The sequence below is a fragment of the Streptomyces sp. DSM 106670 genome, from assembly GCF_055792845.1.
The window spans coordinates 2,360,571-2,376,626 of the sequence record NZ_CM147704.1 but is presented as its reverse complement, the minus strand read 5'-3'; the positions used below and the strand labels follow the sequence as shown (position 1 = coordinate 2,376,626).

Annotated in this window: 14 protein-coding genes; 9 read left to right on the top strand and 5 right to left on the bottom strand. The window is 72.9% G+C overall.

Annotation, left to right across the window (positions count from 1 at the left end; all coding sequences use genetic code 11):
- Positions 1 to 12: 12 nt before the first annotated feature.
- Positions 13 to 873 carry an SGNH/GDSL hydrolase family protein gene (locus ACSMXR_RS10585; protein ID WP_473171712.1) on the top strand — a complete coding sequence of 287 codons (861 nt, stop codon included), beginning with the start codon at positions 13 to 15 and terminating at the stop codon, positions 871 to 873.
- A gap of 49 nt (positions 874 to 922) precedes the next feature.
- Here ACSMXR_RS10585 and ACSMXR_RS10580 read toward each other — a convergent pair whose 3' ends face one another.
- Positions 923 to 1,819, bottom strand: coding sequence for an SMP-30/gluconolactonase/LRE family protein (locus ACSMXR_RS10580; protein WP_473171711.1), 897 nt, complete (start codon positions 1,817 to 1,819; stop codon positions 923 to 925).
- A 161-nt stretch (positions 1,820 to 1,980) separates the two neighbouring features.
- On the opposite strand from ACSMXR_RS10580, the gene hemW reads away from it, so the two are divergent.
- Positions 1,981 to 3,222 carry a radical SAM family heme chaperone HemW gene (gene hemW, locus ACSMXR_RS10575; protein ID WP_473171710.1) on the top strand — a complete coding sequence of 414 codons (1,242 nt, stop codon included), beginning with the start codon at positions 1,981 to 1,983 and terminating at the stop codon, positions 3,220 to 3,222.
- 15 nt (positions 3,223 to 3,237) lie between these two features.
- Here the strand turns inward: hemW and ACSMXR_RS10570 are convergent, their stop codons facing one another.
- From ACSMXR_RS10570 to ACSMXR_RS10560, 3 genes are all read right to left on the bottom strand, one after another.
- Positions 3,238 to 6,114: a type 1 periplasmic-binding domain-containing protein gene (locus ACSMXR_RS10570; RefSeq protein WP_218527564.1), complete on the bottom strand. Its 2,877-nt coding sequence runs from the start codon at positions 6,112 to 6,114 to the stop codon at positions 3,238 to 3,240.
- Between the two features lie 167 nt (positions 6,115 to 6,281).
- On the bottom strand, positions 6,282 to 7,100 hold the full coding sequence (locus tag ACSMXR_RS10565; RefSeq protein ID WP_137233396.1) for a DUF3097 domain-containing protein: 819 nt from the start codon (positions 7,098 to 7,100) through the stop codon (positions 6,282 to 6,284).
- A gap of 76 nt (positions 7,101 to 7,176) precedes the next feature.
- On the bottom strand, positions 7,177 to 7,908 hold the full coding sequence (locus ACSMXR_RS10560) for an MBL fold metallo-hydrolase (protein ID WP_473171709.1): 732 nt from the start codon (positions 7,906 to 7,908) through the stop codon (positions 7,177 to 7,179).
- Between the two features lie 174 nt (positions 7,909 to 8,082).
- On the opposite strand from ACSMXR_RS10560, the gene hrcA reads away from it, so the two are divergent.
- The 7 genes from hrcA (at position 8,083) to ACSMXR_RS10525 (ending at position 14,603) form a co-directional block, all read left to right on the top strand.
- Positions 8,083 to 9,099 carry a heat-inducible transcriptional repressor HrcA gene (gene hrcA / locus ACSMXR_RS10555; protein WP_137233394.1) on the top strand — a complete coding sequence of 339 codons (1,017 nt, stop codon included), beginning with the start codon at positions 8,083 to 8,085 and terminating at the stop codon, positions 9,097 to 9,099.
- On the top strand, positions 9,100 to 10,242 hold the full coding sequence (gene dnaJ / locus ACSMXR_RS10550; protein ID WP_103510146.1) for a molecular chaperone DnaJ: 1,143 nt from the start codon (positions 9,100 to 9,102) through the stop codon (positions 10,240 to 10,242).
- Between the two features lie 132 nt (positions 10,243 to 10,374).
- Positions 10,375 to 11,448 (top strand): nitronate monooxygenase, encoded by a 1,074-nt coding sequence (locus tag ACSMXR_RS10545; RefSeq protein WP_364891199.1) that lies wholly within the window; start codon positions 10,375 to 10,377, stop codon positions 11,446 to 11,448.
- Positions 11,445 to 12,191, top strand: a complete 747-nt coding sequence (locus ACSMXR_RS10540) for a 16S rRNA (uracil(1498)-N(3))-methyltransferase (protein WP_473171708.1) — start codon at positions 11,445 to 11,447, stop codon at positions 12,189 to 12,191. The genes ACSMXR_RS10545 and ACSMXR_RS10540 overlap by 4 nt, the downstream gene beginning before the upstream one ends.
- A gap of 69 nt (positions 12,192 to 12,260) precedes the next feature.
- Entirely contained in the window at positions 12,261 to 12,620 is a 360-nt protein-coding gene (locus ACSMXR_RS10535) for a histidine triad nucleotide-binding protein (RefSeq protein WP_137233391.1), read from the top strand.
- Positions 12,621 to 12,646: 26 nt separating this feature from the next.
- Positions 12,647 to 13,561: a ribonuclease Z gene (locus ACSMXR_RS10530; protein ID WP_137233390.1), complete on the top strand. Its 915-nt coding sequence runs from the start codon at positions 12,647 to 12,649 to the stop codon at positions 13,559 to 13,561.
- Between the two features lie 49 nt (positions 13,562 to 13,610).
- Positions 13,611 to 14,603: an adenosine deaminase gene (locus ACSMXR_RS10525; protein WP_473171707.1), complete on the top strand. Its 993-nt coding sequence runs from the start codon at positions 13,611 to 13,613 to the stop codon at positions 14,601 to 14,603.
- Here the strand turns inward: ACSMXR_RS10525 and ACSMXR_RS10520 are convergent.
- A complete protein-coding gene (locus tag ACSMXR_RS10520) occupies positions 14,567 to 15,931 on the bottom strand; it encodes an MFS transporter (RefSeq protein ID WP_381797427.1) in 1,365 nt (454 codons plus the stop codon). The two genes, ACSMXR_RS10525 and ACSMXR_RS10520, sit on opposite strands and share 37 nt — an antisense overlap.
- Positions 15,932 to 16,056: the final 125 nt, after the last annotated feature.

The following is a 16,056-nucleotide window of genomic DNA, read 5'->3' as shown; positions in this document are numbered from 1 at the left end:
AGGCATTCCCGCGTGAAGAAGCCGCAGCGCACCCTGCTCGCCGCAGCCCTGCTCACGGTCGCGGCCCTCGCCGCGCCTCCGTCACCCGCTTTCGCCGCCGGCCAGGACCGTCCCCAGTACGTCGCCCTGGGCGACTCCTACGCCGCCGCACCCCTGGTGCGTCCGGCCGACCCCGCGAACCCCCGGTGCGTCCGCTCGCTGGGCAACTACCCCAACGTCGCCGCGGACGTGCTGGGCGCCGAGCTGACCGATGTCACGTGCTCCGGCGCCACCGCCCGCGACTTCACCCGGTCCGCGCACGCCGGAACACCACCCCAGTACGACGCGCTGTCGGCCGACACCGACCTGGTGTCCATCACGATCGGCGCCAACGACGCCGAGCTGTTCCGTCTGCCGAGCACCTGCGTCAACCTGCTGCCCGAGCCCCTGGGGACCAGCTGCGAGGCCACGATCACCGGCCCGGGGACCGACCGGTACGCGGCCGCCATCGAGGCCTGGGCCCCCACCTTCGACGCCGTCCTCGTCGAGGTCCGGGCCCGGGCGCCCCACGCGCGCGTCGTGGTCGTCGGCTACGGGACCTACTTCCGTCCCGGCGGCTGCTTCCCCGCCCAGCCGTACTGGGGCCGCGACGCCGACTACATCCAGGCCCGGATCGACCAGCTCGGCACCGTCCTGCGCGCGGCGGCGGCTCGCCACGGGGCGCTCTACACCGACACGGTGGGGATCAGCGCGGGCCACGACGCGTGCGCACCCCCGGCGGACCGGCACATCCAGAGCGCGCTCTCCCTGCGCGACGGATTTCCGCTCCACCCCACAGCGGCGGGCTCCCGGGCCTTCGGAGCCGCCGTGGCCGCCACCCTCACCGACGACTGAGAGCGGTGGCGACGACCGCCGCCGGGAGATACCCGGCGGCGGTCGCCCTTCAGGCCGCCGGTACGCGGACGCGCGTGGTCAGCAGAACGGAGTCGCGGGCGGCGGCCCGGGCGCGGGGGTCGAAGTCGGGCGCCGCGCAGACGAGAAGCGTCCGGCCGTCGTCGCCGCCGAGGCCGCAGGCGAAGGCGCCGAACCCGTCGGGCAGGTCGAGCTGTTCGACGATTCCCTCACGTTCCCGGACCCTGACGACACGTCCGTGGAGGGCGTCGGCGACCCACAGGTCGCCCGAGCCGTCGACGGTGCACCCGTCGGGCGCGTACCGGAGCTCCGCGATCATCCGGCCGGTCGGGGCCAGGGCCGGCGAGGGAGCGACCTGAGCCCAGGTGCGGCGCTCGGTGAGCAGGCCGTCGGGCGTGAGGGTGAAGGCGGTGTGGCGGGCGGCGAAGGTCTCCCCGACGACGAGGGTCCTGCCGTGGTCGGTGAGGACGGCCGCGTTGGGGAAGACGAGGTCCTCGGCGGCGACCCGTACCGTCCCGTCGGGCAGGACGCGGAGCAGCGCGGCGGTACGAGGGTGCTCGCCGGCGTTCAGGTCGAAGCCGAAGCACCCCACGAAGGCGGTTCCGTCCGGCAGGACGAGCATGTCGTTGGCGGGACCCTCGCAGTACGGGGTCAGGTCGGCGTGCACGGCGACGCTGCCGTCCGGTTCGAGCCGCATGACCTTCCGCGCCAGCATCGCGACGAAGAGGAGCGTCCCGCCGGGCAGGCGGCCGAGACCGCCGGGGTGGTCGCCGTCCAGGTCGAGGACGGTGGTGGTACGGCCGTCCTCGGCCACGGTCACGATGCGGTCGGCGTAGAAGTCGGACAGCAACCACGCGCCGTCCTGCCACCGCGGGCACTCGTAGAAGGCGCCCGGGGCGCCGATCGGGGTCCATTCGGTGTCCGTCATGTCCGCACTCTCGCCGAAGGGCGGCGTGCGGGCCATGGGCGATCGCCCATCGGTCACCGGCTTCCACGAACGAATCCGACAACCGGCACGCCGCCGGGCCGGGACTCTCGGCAGGAGGCCCCGGCCCGGCCCGGTCCGGGAAGCTCCGGCGGCGAGCGACAATGGTCGGTATGCCTTCCGTACTGCCCGATGGTGAGCCCGTGCCCGACGACGGGGCGCTGCCCCGCCACGCCCTGGAAGGCGCAGCCGACCGCCCGCTCGGCTTCTATCTGCATGTGCCGTACTGCGCCACCCGCTGCGGCTACTGCGACTTCAACACCTACACCGCCACCGAGCTGCGCGGCTCCGGCGGAGCGCTGGCCTCCCGCGACAACTACGCCGCCCATCTGATCGAGGAGGTCCGCCAGGCCCGCAAGGTCCTCGGCGACGACCCGCGTCCCGTCCGTACGGTCTTCGTCGGCGGCGGCACGCCCACGCTGCTGCCCGCCGCCGATCTCGTACGGATGCTGGCGTCGATCAAGGAGGAGTTCGGGCTCGCGGAGGACGCCGAGATCACCACCGAGGCCAATCCGGAGTCCGTCGATCCGGCCTATCTCGCGGCCCTGCGCGAGGGCGGCTTCAACCGGGTCTCCTTCGGCATGCAGAGCGCCAAGCAGCACGTCCTGAAGATCCTGGACCGTACGCACACCCCCGGCCGCCCCGAGGCCTGTGTCGCCGAGGCGCGCGCGGCGGGCTTCGACCACGTCAACCTCGACCTGATCTACGGCACCCCCGGCGAGTCCGACGACGACTGGCGGGCCACCCTGGACGCCGCGATCGGCGCGGGCCCCGACCACGCCTCCGCGTACGCCCTGATCGTCGAGGAGGGCACCCAGCTCGCCCGCCGCATCCGGCGCGGCGAGATCCCGATGACCGACGACGACGCGCACGCCGACCGCTATCTCATCGCGGACGAGGCCTTCGCCGCCGCCGGTTTCGACTGGTACGAGGTCTCCAACTGGGCCACCACCGAGGCCGGCCGCTGCCTCCACAACGAGCTGTACTGGCGCGGCGCCGACTGGTGGGGCGCCGGCCCCGGCGCCCACAGCCACGTGGGCGGTGTGCGCTGGTGGAACGTGAAGCACCCCGGCGCGTACGCCCAGGCGCTCTCCGAGGGCCGCACGCCCGGCGCGGGCCGCGAGGTGCTGAGCGACGAGGACCGCCGGGTCGAGCGCATCCTGCTGGAGCTGCGGCTCCGCGAGGGCTGCCCGCTGGACCTCCTGAAACCCGACGGCCTCGCCGCCTCCCGGCGCGCCCTGACCGACGGGCTGCTGGACCCGGAACCGTACGACAAGGGACGCGCGGTCCTCACCCTGCGCGGGCGGCTCCTCGCCGACGCCGTCGTCCGCGACCTGGTCGACTGAACCGGACGCGGGGCCTCACGGCCTGCAGTCCTTCGCCGTCAGCGGCGGCGCGACCCCGGCCGGCTTGCCGCACACCAGCGTCCGCTCGGCGCTCGGCCCCGGCCGGACCACCTTGACGATGTTGAGACCGTGCACATTGTCCGAGACCGAGGACTTCGCCCGGCTGAACGAGATCGTCCCCGTGGGCATGTTGTTGAGGTCCACCGTGTGCAGCGTCGCCCAGGTCTCCGCCGCGCTCCGGCGCTTGTCGCCGCGCGCCGCGGCGTCGTACAGCGCGGCCGTCGCACTGTAGGAGATGACGGTCTGCCCGCTGGCGAACAGCTCGTCCTCGTACGCCGGACGCCCCGAGACCAGCGCGGCGACCTCCCCCTCCGGGTGCAGCGCCCGCAGCGTGCGGTACGCGTCGCCGTAGAAGCCGAGGTTCTTTCCGCGGTCCAGCGGGGCGAGGGAGCTGTGGTAGAGCGTGACGTTGGCCGCGATCGACGTGCTGTCGTCGAAGGTGCCCTTCGTCAGATCGTCCCCGGTGAACACCGTCATCCGCCGGTCCGAGCACCCGGTGGTGCCCGACAGACCCGCCATCAGCGTCGGCACGTCCTCGACCCGCCCCGCGAAATACAGCGCGTCCGGCACCCGCTCGGCCTGGCAGATGGTGGTCAGCGGGGCGTTCAGGCTCGCCCCGCCCGCGAGGTCGTAGCTCACGTCGCGGCCCAGCGAGAAGCCCGACGTCCGCAGCATCTCCTTGCCCGCGGCCCGCTGCTCCGCGGTGTACCGGTCCAGGTCGCCGTTGTGGTCCCCGCGCGACAGCACGATCGCGTGCGGGCGGTCCAGCCCCTTCGCGACCTGCCGGGCGACCAGCCCGAGCGCGTACGTCTGCTCCTCGTCCGTCGCCGCGAGGCCGAAGTAGTTGGGGAACCGGCGGGGCAGGTCGCCGCTGGAGTTCGTCGTGTTCACCAGCGGCAGCCCCGCGTCGCGCAGCAGCCGCGTCGCGTCGTCGCTCTCGTAGGTGTTGCGGCCCAGACCGACCACCCCGACCACCGAGGGATCCCGCCGGGCCACCTCGATGATCTTCCGTACGGCGGTGAGCTGCCGCAGCATGTCCTCGCCGCCGTTGGCGGTCAGCACCCGCAGCTTCACCGACCGGCCCACGGTCTTGTTCACCGCCCGCTGCTGGAGATAGACGCCGGTCAGCTCCTCCAGGCCCTTGCGGGTCGCCTCCCGGTCCTTGCCCGCGGCGGTCAGCGGACCGGCGTACACGACCGTCACATAGGCGTCACCCGGCGCGATGTCGGCGTTCTCGGCGCGTATCTCCTGCTCGATCCGCTCGAAGGTGATGCCCTTGCCCGCCCCGTTCAGCTCCAGGTCGTTGCCCCGTGCGAAGAGCACCTCGGGCGCCGTCGCCACCCCCACGCACTCCCGGTCGTCCCCCTCCCCGGCCCAGATCGCGTCCGTGTTCCGGTCGGTCAGCGGCCCGTGGCAGTACGTATCGCGCCAGTGCCCGGCCCACAGGAACGCCCCCAGCAGCGAGCCCACGACGACCACGGCGACGCTCGCCCGCGACATCACCCACCACGCCCAGGTCCGCCGCACCCGGTGGGTGACGAGCTGCGCGTGCGCGTGCTCATGGGTCAGCTTCTCCGTCGACAGCGGCAGCAGCAGCACCCACGCCAGCGTCGCCGCCGCCACCGGCGACTGGCCCAGACTCAGATCGTCGACCCACCGCTCGTAGCGGGCCCGGGCCCCGGAGGACCCGGACGGCGCACCCGGACCCGGCCGCTCCGGGGGCAGCGGCGGGGTGTGCCGCATGATCTCGGAGGCCGGCAGCGAGGCGAGCAGCAGCAGCGGATCGACCTCGCTGCGCCGCGACCGTACGTTGTTGATCGCGTTGATCAGCAGGATGCCGCCGTTGTCCTGGGTGGCCCGGGGCAGGAACACCACCGGCGGGACCGTGCGTTTGCTGCGCCGCCAGTCCAGGGAGTGCGGGCGGTAGTTGTGCCGCAGGTCCTCCAGCAGCGCCTGCACCCGCAGCTCCAGATGGAACTGGCGCGCGTGCTCGTCGCCCGCCCCCGCGTCCGCCACCCGCTCCGCGACCGCCGCCGCCCGCGCCCGGATCACCCGCCAGGAACCGCTCGGCGAGAACCACGACCAGCCGTCCGACGGATAACCGGTGCTGGACGCGGCCAGCGACGAGGTGGTGGCGAACCAGCGGCTGGCCCGGCGCAGCCACAGCAGCGGCGGCGCGGCCCGGCTCGCCAGGCCCACCACGGCGAGCCCGAGCAGCGCGACGGCCGCCACCAGGGCCGTCAGCAGCCAGTCGATCTCGCCGAGCAGCACGCTGAGCAGGGCGATGAAGAGCGCGCCGACGAACGTCTCGGGCCGCACCGACTCCCGCAGCGACTCCCACCAGCTGCCCCGGCGCGGCCGGCCGGACCGCCAGCGCAGCCGGCTCAGCTGCTCCAGAATCCTTTCCTCGCGCACCTCGGAGGTGTTGCCGTGCGACTGCTCGACCACCGTCGCGGTGGCCTGCTCGATCGCCCCGAGCAGCCGGGAGCGGGGAAAGGAGAAGGTCTTGTACTGGGTGTTCTCGCGGGTCTCCCACGGCTTCTCGGAGAGCGTGCGCACCATGTCGAGCGCCGCCTCGTACGGGGTGGCGCCCTCGCCGTCCAGCAGCCGCACCGGCACCCGGCGTAACTCGTTGGCCCGGTGCACCTGGTGGACGACCCGCTCCACCCGGGCGTCGATCTCCGGCCCGGCCCCGGCGTCCGCCGCCTGGGCCACCACGAGCGGCATCACCGGCCGGTTGACCCGGTACCGGTCGATCAGCTGCTGCATCAGGTGGAAGACGGCCGAGGCCGCCTCGTTGTCCGCACTGTCCCGCCAGACCTCGCGCGCCATCGCCCCGTGTCCTTCCCCCGTGGACCCATCGGCTCCCTCGAACCCTTCGGCCCGTGAACCGCCTGCCCGTTCTTCCCTCTCACTAACCGATGGTGCGTGTGGGACGCAGGCATTCCCAGGGATCGGCGCATGATCATCCGGGACGGACGGGCCTCAGCCCGGGGACATCAGTCCGGAAGGGTGACGAAATCGATCAATTCCTCTACCCGGCCCAGGAGTTGGGGTTCCAGGTCCTTGTAGCTGCGGACCTTCGACAGGATGTGCTGCCAGGCCGCCCCGGTGTTCTCCGGCCACCCCAGCGCCCGGCACACGCCGGTCTTCCAGTCCTGCCCCCTCGGCACCACCGGCCAGGCGTCGATCCCCACCGAGGACGGCTTCACCGCCTCCCACACGTCGATGTACGGATGCCCCACCACCAGCACATGGTCACCGGTCACCTGCGCCGCGATCCGGGACTCCTTGGAGCCGGGCACCAGATGGTCCACCAGCACCCCCAGCCGGGCGTCGGGCCCCGGCGCGAACTCCCCGACGATCGCCGGAAGGTCGTCGACCCCTTCCAGGTACTCCACGACCACGCCCTCGATCCGCAGGTCGTCGCCCCACACCCGCTCCACCAGCTCCGCGTCGTGCCGGCCCTCCACATAGATCCGCCCGGCCCGCGCCACCCGGGCCCGCGCCCCGGGCACCGCCACCGAACCGGAAGCCGTACGGGTGGGGCGCACGGGACCGCCGGGGCCCGGGCGCACCAGCGTGACGACCTTGCCCTCCAGCAGGAAGCCGCGCGGCTCCATCGGGAACACCCGGTGCTTGCCGAACCGGTCCTCCAGGGTCACCGTCGGACCCTGCGCCGTCTTCTCGCAGCGGATCACCGCACCGCAGAAGCCGGTGGCGACCTCCTCCACGACCAGATCGGGTTCGGCGGGCACCTCGGGCACGGGGGCGGACCGCTTCCACGGCGGGGTCAGGTCCGGCTGGTAGCTGCGCATGGCCCGACGATAATCCGCCCGCCGCCGCGAAGAACCTCACCCCGCCCCGAAGATCCTCACGCCACCGCGAAGATCCTCACGCCACCGCGAACCGCTCCGCCAGCGCCGCCCGCTGCGCCCGGACGAAGGCCGCGTCCACCACGGCCCCGTGCCCCGGTACGTACAGCGCGTCCTCGCCGCCCAGCGCCAGCAGCCGCTCCAGCGCGGCCGGCCAGCGCGAGGCGATCGCGTCCGAGCCCGCCTGCGGCTCGCCCGACTCCTCCACCAGATCACCGCAGAACACCACCGGAGGCCCGCCGTCCGAACCCGGCACCAGCACCGCGAGGTCATGGCCGCTGTGCCCCGGACCCACGTTCGCCAGCAGCACCTGACGGCCGCCGCCCAGGTCGAGCGTCCAGTCGCCGCACACCTCGTGGTGCGGGGCCACCAGCGTGTCCGCCGACCGGGCCGCCTCGTCCTCCGTGACCCCGTGGCGCACCGCCGAGGCGCACAGCTGCTCCGCCCCGTCCCGCAGCAGCGCCCCGACGCCCACCGCCCCGTACACCTGCGCCCCGGCGAACGCGGCGGTGCCCAGCACATGATCGAAGTGCGGGTGGCTCAGTGCGATATGCGTCACCCTCCGCCCCAGCAGCGCCTCCGCCTGCCGGCGCAGCTCCACGCCCTCGCGCAGGGTCGCGCCCGTGTCGTACAGCAGCACCCCGTCCGGCCCGGCGACCAGCCCGGCGGTGGCGTCCCAGCCGGGCAGCCGCCGCCTGCCGATACCGTTGCCCAACCGCTCCCAGCCGAAGTCTTCCCAAGCGACGTCCATACCAGGACGCTATCGGCAACGACCTGCGCGGTCCTGTGGGAGCGTGGCCGGTCGCCCTTGCCCCGGCCCCACCCCACCCCCGTACACTGACGACGGGATCGCTGGCACTCGTACGTACCGAGTGCCAGCCGGACACCGGAGAGATCCGGAGAAACACAGCTGGAGGTGTGCGCGATGCTCAGCGAACGCAGACTCGAAGTGCTGCGCGCCATCGTCCAGGACTATGTCGGCACCGAGGAGCCCGTCGGCTCCAAGGCGCTCACCGAGCGGCACCGGCTGGGAGTCTCCCCGGCCACCGTCCGCAACGACATGGCGGTGCTGGAGGACGAGGGCTTCATCGCCCAGCCGCACACGAGCGCGGGGCGCATCCCCACCGACAAGGGGTACCGCCTCTTCGTCGACAAGCTCGCGGGCGTCAAGCCGCTCTCCTCGCCCGAGCGCCGGGCCATCCAGAACTTCCTCGACGGCGCGGTCGACCTCGACGACGTGGTCGGCCGGACGGTGCGGCTGCTCGCGCAGCTGACCCGGCAGGTCGCCGTCGTGCAGTACCCCTCGCTGACCCGCTCCACGGTGCGGCACGTGGAGCTGCTGGGGCTCGCCCCCGCCCGGCTGATGCTCGTCCTGATCACGGACACCGGCCGGGTCGAACAGCGTATGATCGACTGCCCTGCGCCGTTCGGCGAGGCATCGCTCGCGGATCTGCGGGCCCGGCTCAACAGCCGGGTCGTCGGACGCCGCTTCGCGGATGTCCCGCGCTTGGTGCAGGAGCTGCCGGAATCCTTCGACAGCGAGGACCGGGGGACGGTCTCCACCGTCCTTTCCACCCTCCTCGAAACCCTGGTCGAGGAGACGGAGGAGCGGCTGATGATCGGCGGCACCTCCAACCTCACCCGCTTCGGACACGACTTCCCGGTGATGATCCGGCCGGTGCTGGAAGCACTGGAGGAACAGGTCGTCCTGCTGAAGCTGCTCGGTGAGGCCACGGACTCCGGCATGACCGTACGGATCGGGCACGAGAACGCCCACGAGGGGCTCAACTCCACGTCCGTCGTCGCGGTCGGCTACGGTTCGGGCGACGAGGCAGTCGCCAAACTCGGCGTGGTCGGACCGACCCGCATGGACTACCCCGGAACGATGGGAGCGGTACGCGCAGTGGCACGTTACGTCGGACAGATCCTGGCGGAGTCGTAAGTGGCCACGGACTACTACGCCGTACTCGGCGTGCGCCGCGACGCATCTCAGGACGAGATCAAGAAGGCATTCCGTCGGCTCGCTCGCGAGCTGCACCCGGATGTCAACCCGGACCCGAAGACCCAGGAGCGGTTCAAGGAGATCAACGCCGCTTACGAGGTGCTCTCGGACCCGCAGAAGAAGCAGGTCTACGACCTCGGCGGCGACCCGCTCTCCGCGAACGGCGGAGGCGGCGGTGGCGCGGGCGGTTTCGGAGCCGGCGGCTTCGGCAACTTCTCCGACATCATGGACGCGTTCTTCGGCAACGCCGCACAGCGCGGGCCCCGCTCGCGCACCCGGCGCGGCCAGGACGCCATGATCCGGCTGGAGATCGACCTCAACGAGGCGGCCTTCGGCACCACCAAGGACATCCAGGTCGACACGGCCGTCGTCTGCAACACCTGCAGCGGCGAGGGCGCGGCCCCCGGCACCTCCGCCCAGACCTGTGACATGTGTCGCGGCCGCGGTGAGGTCTCGCAGGTCACCCGGTCCTTCCTGGGCCAGGTCATGACCTCGCGGCCCTGCCCGCAGTGCCAGGGCTTCGGCACCGTCGTGCCCACCCCCTGCCCGGAGTGCGCCGGCGACGGCCGCATCCGCTCGCGGCGCACGCTCACGGTCAAGATCCCGGCGGGCGTCGACAACGGAACCCGTATCCAGCTCGCCGGAGAGGGCGAGGTCGGCCCCGGCGGCGGCCCGCCCGGCGATCTGTACGTGGAGATCCACGAGCTGCCGCACGCCGTCTTCCAGCGGCGCGGCGACGATCTGCACTGCACGGTCACCATCCCCATGACGGCCGCGGCCCTCGGCACCAAGTGCCCGCTGGAGACGCTGGACGGCCTGGAGGAGATCGACATCCGGCCCGGCACCCAGTCCGGCCAGTCCGTGCCGCTGCACGGGCGCGGGATCACGCATCTGCGCGGCGGCGGCCGGGGCGACCTGATCGTGCACGTCGAGGTGATGACCCCCTCCAAGCTCGACCCCGAGCAGGAACGGCTGCTGCGGGAGCTCTCCAAGCTCCGCGGCGAGGAACGGCCCTTGGGTCAATTCCAGCCAGGTCAGCAGGGCCTCTTCTCCCGTCTGAAGGACGCGTTCAACGGCCGCTGAACCGCTTTCTGCCTTTCACCGCACCGCCCGCCGGTTCCCTACCGGCGGGCGGTGCGGCGTAGGGCGGGAGAACCGGTCAGGCCGCAGGCTGGCTGATTCGGCCCCGTGCACGGAACGTGGCACGATGCGGTCATGTCCTCCGAGTTGACCGATCTCTGCCGGTATCCGATCGTGCAGGCCCCCATGGCGGGCGGCGCGTCCGGACCCCAGCTCGCCGCCGCCGTCGCCGAGGCCGGCGGGCTCGGATTCCTGGCCGCCGGATACAAAACGGCGGACGGGATGTACAACGAGATCAAGCAGCTGCGCAGGCTCACCGGCGGACCGTTCGGCGTCAACCTCTTCATGCCGCAGCCCGCCCTCGCCGACCCCAGCGCCGTCGAGGTCTACCGCCACCAGCTCGCCGGCGAAGCCGCCTGGTACGAGACCCCGCTCGGCGACCCGGACAGCAGCGGCGACGACGGCTACGAGGCCAAGGTCGCGATCCTGCTGGAGGACCCGGTCCCGGTGGTCTCGTTCACCTTCGGCTGCCCCACCCGCGACACCCTCGACGCCTTCGCCCGCGCCGGTACGCACACCGTCGTCACGGTCACCTCGGCCGAGGAGGCCCAGAGCGCCCAGTGGGCGGGCGCCGACACCGTCTGCGTCCAGGGCGTCGAGGCGGGCGGCCACCAGTCCACCCACCGCGACGACCCGCAGCTCGACCAGACCGGCACCGGACTGCTCTCCCTCCTCGCCCAGGTCCGCGAGACCGTGCAGATCCCGATCGTCGCCACCGGCGGCCTGATGCGCGGCTCCCAGATCGCCGCCGCCCTCGCGGCCGGCGCGGACGCCGCCCAGCTCGGCACCGCCTTCCTGATCTGCCCCGAGTCCGGCGCGCACCTGCTGCACAAGCAGGCCCTCACCAACCCGCTGTTCGTCCGCACCGAGCTGACCCGCGCCTTCTCCGGGCGGCCCGCCCGCGGCCTGGTCAACCGCTTCGTCCGGGAACACGGCCCGTACGCCCCCGCCGCCTACCCCCAGGTCCACTACGTCACCAGCGGGCTGCGCCAGGCCGCCGCCAAGGCCGGGGACGCCCAGGGCATGGCGCTGTGGGCCGGACAGGGCCACCGGATGGCCCGCGAACTGCCCGCCGCCGAGCTGATCGAACTGCTCGCCGCCGAACTGGAGGCCGCCCGGGCGGCCCTGAGCATGAGGAGCCCCCGGTGACCGCACCGGTCTTCGTCGTCGAACGGATGCCCACCGGGCCGGAGTTCGTCCTGGACGGCCCCGAAGGACGGCACGCCGTCTCCGTCAAGCGGCTCCAGCCCGGCGAGGACGTCGTCCTCACCGACGGCCTCGGCCACTGGGCGGACGGCGTCGTCCACGCCGCCGAGGGCAAGGACCGCCTCACCGTCACACTCCACGCGGGCGTCCGGGAGGAGCCGGAGCCCACGCCCCGGATCACCGTCGTCCAGGCGCTCCCCAAGGGCGACCGGGGCGAGCTGGCCGTCGAGACGATGACCGAGACCGGCGTCGACGCGATCGTGCCCTGGCAGGCGGCCCGCTGCATCACCCAGTGGAAGGGCGACCGGGGCGCCAAGGCCCTGACGAAGTGGCGCAGCACGGCCCGCGAGGCGGGCAAGCAGTCCCGCCGGGTGCGCTTCCCCGAGGTGGCCGACGCCATGACGACCAAGCAGGTCGCCGCCCTCCTCGCCGACGCCGACTTCGCCGGGGTCCTCCACGAGGACCGCGACCACGACAGCACCCCGCTCGCCACCGCCGAACTCCCCGCCACCGGCACGATCGTGCTCGTCGTCGGCCCCGAGGGCGGCGTCTCCCCGCAGGAACTGGCCGCCTTCGCCGAGGCGGGCGCCCGCCCGTACCGCCTGGGCCGCAGCGTGCTGCGCACCTCCACCGCCGGGACCGCCGCGACCGCGCTGCTGCTGGGACGCACGGGGCGCTGGGGATGAACGGGGCCCGGCGATAGCATGCCCCTGTACTGATCACCACGGATCACCAGCGAACGAGGAGGCCCGGCCATGGCGGGAGAGCCGCAGACCGACTGCCTGTTCTGCAAGATCGTTTCGGGAGACATCCCGGCGACCATCGTCCGCGAGAGCGAGACCACCGTCGCCTTCCGCGACATCAACCCGCAGGCCCCGACCCACGTCCTGGTCATCCCCAAGGTCCACTACCCGGACGCCGCCACCCTCGCCGCCGCCGAACCGCGGATCGCCGCGGACGTGCTGACCGAGGCCGGAGCGGTAGCCGCCGACGAGAAGATCGACTCCACCGGCTACCGGATCATCCTCAACACGGGCTCCGGCGCCGGCCAGACGGTCTTCCACGCGCACGCCCACGTCCTGGGCGGCCGCGGCCTCCAGTGGCCGCCCGGATAGCGCCCGCCCGTCAGGAGCCCCTCCCCATGTCCGTACGCGAGTTGGTGGTGCTCGGCACCGCCAGCCAGGTCCCCACCCGGCACCGCAACCACAACGGCTATCTGCTGCGCTGGGACGGCGAGGGCATCCTCTTCGATCCCGGCGAGGGCACCCAGCGCCAGATGCTGCGGGCCGGGGTCGCCGCGCACGACATCGACCGGATCTGCATCACCCACTTCCACGGCGACCACTCCCTCGGGCTCGCCGGGGTGATCCAGCGGATCAACCTCGACCAGGTGCCGCACCCGGTGACCGCGCACTACCCGGCGAGCGGGCAGCACTTCTTCGACCGGCTGCGGTACGCCACCGCCTACCGCGAGACCGTCGAGCTGACCGAGACCCCGGTCTCCGGAGCCGGCGCGGTCCTCGCCACCACGGCCTCGTACACCCTGGACAGCCACAAGCTCTCGCACCCCGTCGAGTCGTACGGCTACCGCCTCACCGAGCCCGACACCCGGCGCATGCTGCCCGCCCTCCTCAAGGAGCACGGGATCGCCGGGCCGGACGTCGGCCGCCTCCAGCGTGAGGGCGCACTCGGAGGCGTAACGCTGGAGCAGGTCTCCGAACACCGGCGTGGGCAGCGGTTCGCGTTCGTCATGGACACCCGGCTCTGCGACGGGGTGTACGCGCTCGCCGAGGGCTGCGACATGCTCGTCATCGAGTCGACCTTCCTCGACGAGGACGAGAAGCTCGCCACGGACCACGGCCACCTGACCGCCGGACAGGCCGCCCGGGTGGCCAAGGAATCAGGCGTACGCCACCTCGTCCTGACCCACTTCTCCCAGCGCTACCACGACCCGGAACGCTTCGAGACCCAGGCCCGCGCCGCCGGGTTCGACGGCGAACTCACCGTCGCCCAGGACCTCATCCGCGTCCCCCTGCCCACCCGGCACCACCCCTGACACCACCGCACCACCCCTGATCCACCCCCACCCCCGTTTGCGAGACACCGTGCACCTCCCCAAGGCAGAACTCCACCTCCACATCGAAGGCACCCTCGAACCCGAGCTGGCCTTCGCGCTCGCCGAGCGCAACGGAGTGACCCTGCCGTACGCCACCACCGACGAACTGCGCGCCGCCTACGAGTTCGAGGACCTCCAGTCCTTCCTCGACCTCTACTACGCGCTGATGGCCGTCCTGCGCACCGAGGAGGACTTCGCCGAACTCGTCGACGCCTACCTCGCCCGCGCCGCCGCCCAGGGCGTGCGGCACGCCGAGATCTTCTTCGACCCGCAGGCCCACACCGCCCGGGGCGTTCCCATCGGCACGGTCATCGAGGGGATCGGCCGGGCGCTGGAGCGCAGCGAGGAGACCCACGGCGTCTCCACCCAGCTGATCATGTGCTTCCTGCGCGACCTGTCCGCCGAATCGGCCCTCGGCACCCTGGACGCGGCCAAGCCCTATCTGCACCGGATCAGCGCGATCGGCCTGGACTCCGCCGAGGTCGGCCACCCGCCCGCCAAGTTCCGCGCGGTGTACGAGGAGGCCGCCGCCCTCGGCCTGCGCAAGGTGGCCCACGCGGGGGAGGAGGGCCCGCCGGAGTACATCCGGGAGGCCCTGGACGTCCTCGGCGTCGAGCGGATCGACCACGGGCTGCGCTGCCTGGAGGACCCGGAGCTGGTGGCACGGCTGGTCGCCGACCGGGTGCCGCTCACGCTCTGCCCGCTCTCCAACGTACGGCTGCGCACGGTCGACAAGCTCGCCGACCACCCGCTGCCGCGGATGATGGCGGCGGGCCTGCTCTGCACGGTCAACTCCGACGACCCCGCCTACTTCGGCGGGTACGCCGGGGACAACTTCGACGCCGTACGGGACGCGCTCGCCCTCGACCCGGAGCACCTGCGCACCCTGGCCCGCAACTCCTTCGAGGCGGCCTTCCTCGACCACGACGAGGAGCGCAGGGCGCGCTATCTGTCCGAGGTCGAGGCGTACGCGTTCGACTGACCGGAGCCGCCGTCCGGACCGGCCGTCCGGATCGCGCTGCGCACCAGCCGCCTGCGCCGCAGGGCCGGTACGCGCAGCTCCGTGACGGCCTGCTCCGGCGAACCGAGCTTCGGCACCGCGCCGGACAGGCCGCCGCCGGTGGTGGCGGCGAGCAGGGCGGCCGGGGCGCCACCGCGACGGCGCACCGAACCGGGCACCAGCGGACGGCCACCGGTGTGCAGCGCCACGGCCGTCACCGGCGCGGCGACCAGCAGGGTGGCCGCCCCCAGGATCAGCCCCATCACCGGATAGCCGGCCTCCTCGGAGAGCACGCTGCCCAGCAGCGGACCGCAGGCCACCCCCACGGAGGAGGCGGAGCCCGCCAGCACCGCCCAGCGGCCGCGTACGTCCAGGGAGGCGGCGAGCCCGATGAGGTAGGAGAGGACCACCGGGTAGAAGGCGTTCCACAGCACCTCGCCGGTCGCGAACGAACCGAGGTCCCGGGCCGAGGAGCTGAGCACGATGCTCGCCGCGATGACCACGGTCCCCAGCCCGATCGGCACCGCCCGGCCGAGTCGGGCGCCGAGCAGCCCGGCGCCCATGACGCCCAGCAGACCCGCGCCGAGGGCGGCGGCGAAGACGGCGCCGACGGTGACCTCGGTCAGTCCCGCCTGTGTGATGCCGATGCGGCTGCTCACACCCCACAGCGCGTTCTGCGCCATGGACCAGACGAGCATGCCGCCCGCCAGGACGAGCCCGGAACGGCGGTGCGGGAGCCGGCCGGTGACCGGAGAGGAGGTCTCCTCGGCCGTCGTCGCACCGCCGAGCCGGGCGGTCGCGGGCCAGACGAGCAGGGCCACCAGGGCGATCGCGGCGAACGGGAGCCGGTGGCCGCCGCCGAGGTGGGGGATCGTCAGATAGAGGACGCCCGCCGTGGCGGACACGGTGAGCAGCCCGAGCGAGGACGTCCGGTGCGGGTCGCGCCGGGCGGCGATCCCGGCCGCGGCGACCGCCGTCGCCGTACCCGAGCCGAAGCCGCCGACCACCACGCCGAGCACCACCAGGGGTACGGACCCGGCGAGCGCGGCACAGCCGTAGCCGATGGCGGCCAGCAGCAGCCCGGCGCGGGCGGGGGTGCGTGCCCCGTACCGCTCGACCCGGCCCGCCAGGGTGAAGCCGGCGCCGGCCGAACTGAGGAGCAGAGCACTGCCGACCAGACCCGCCTGGGCGGGACTCAGCCCGAGATGGGCGCTGAGCCGGCCGACGACGGTGGGGAGGAGGTAGGAGGCGAGGTAGCCGGCGGTGAAGACGGCAACCAGGGGCCACGCGGCACCGGGGCGCGAGGACATGGGCGTTCCTGAAGACATGCCTGAGCAGGCAGGGGAGGGGAGGGGGAGAAGACGCGGGGAGGAGAGAAGAGCGGGGAGGAGCGGGGAGGGGTACTGCGGGAAGGCATGGGGGTACTGCGGGAGGG

Coding starts and splice junctions, on each gene's coding strand:
- ACSMXR_RS10580 (WP_473171711.1), bottom strand. CDS start 1,819: ATGACGGACACCGAATGGACCCCGATCGGCGCCCCGGGCGCCTTCTAC.
- hemW (WP_473171710.1), top strand. CDS start 1,981: ATGGTCGGTATGCCTTCCGTACTGCCCGATGGTGAGCCCGTGCCCGAC.
- ACSMXR_RS10570 (WP_218527564.1), bottom strand. CDS start 6,114: ATGGCGCGCGAGGTCTGGCGGGACAGTGCGGACAACGAGGCGGCCTCG.
- ACSMXR_RS10565 (WP_137233396.1), bottom strand. CDS start 7,100: ATGCGCAGCTACCAGCCGGACCTGACCCCGCCGTGGAAGCGGTCCGCC.
- ACSMXR_RS10560 (WP_473171709.1), bottom strand. CDS start 7,908: ATGGACGTCGCTTGGGAAGACTTCGGCTGGGAGCGGTTGGGCAACGGT.
- hrcA (WP_137233394.1), top strand. CDS start 8,083: ATGCTCAGCGAACGCAGACTCGAAGTGCTGCGCGCCATCGTCCAGGAC.
- ACSMXR_RS10545 (WP_364891199.1), top strand. CDS start 10,375: ATGTCCTCCGAGTTGACCGATCTCTGCCGGTATCCGATCGTGCAGGCC.
- ACSMXR_RS10535 (WP_137233391.1), top strand. CDS start 12,261: ATGGCGGGAGAGCCGCAGACCGACTGCCTGTTCTGCAAGATCGTTTCG.
- ACSMXR_RS10530 (WP_137233390.1), top strand. CDS start 12,647: ATGTCCGTACGCGAGTTGGTGGTGCTCGGCACCGCCAGCCAGGTCCCC.
- ACSMXR_RS10520 (WP_381797427.1), bottom strand. CDS start 15,931: ATGTCCTCGCGCCCCGGTGCCGCGTGGCCCCTGGTTGCCGTCTTCACC.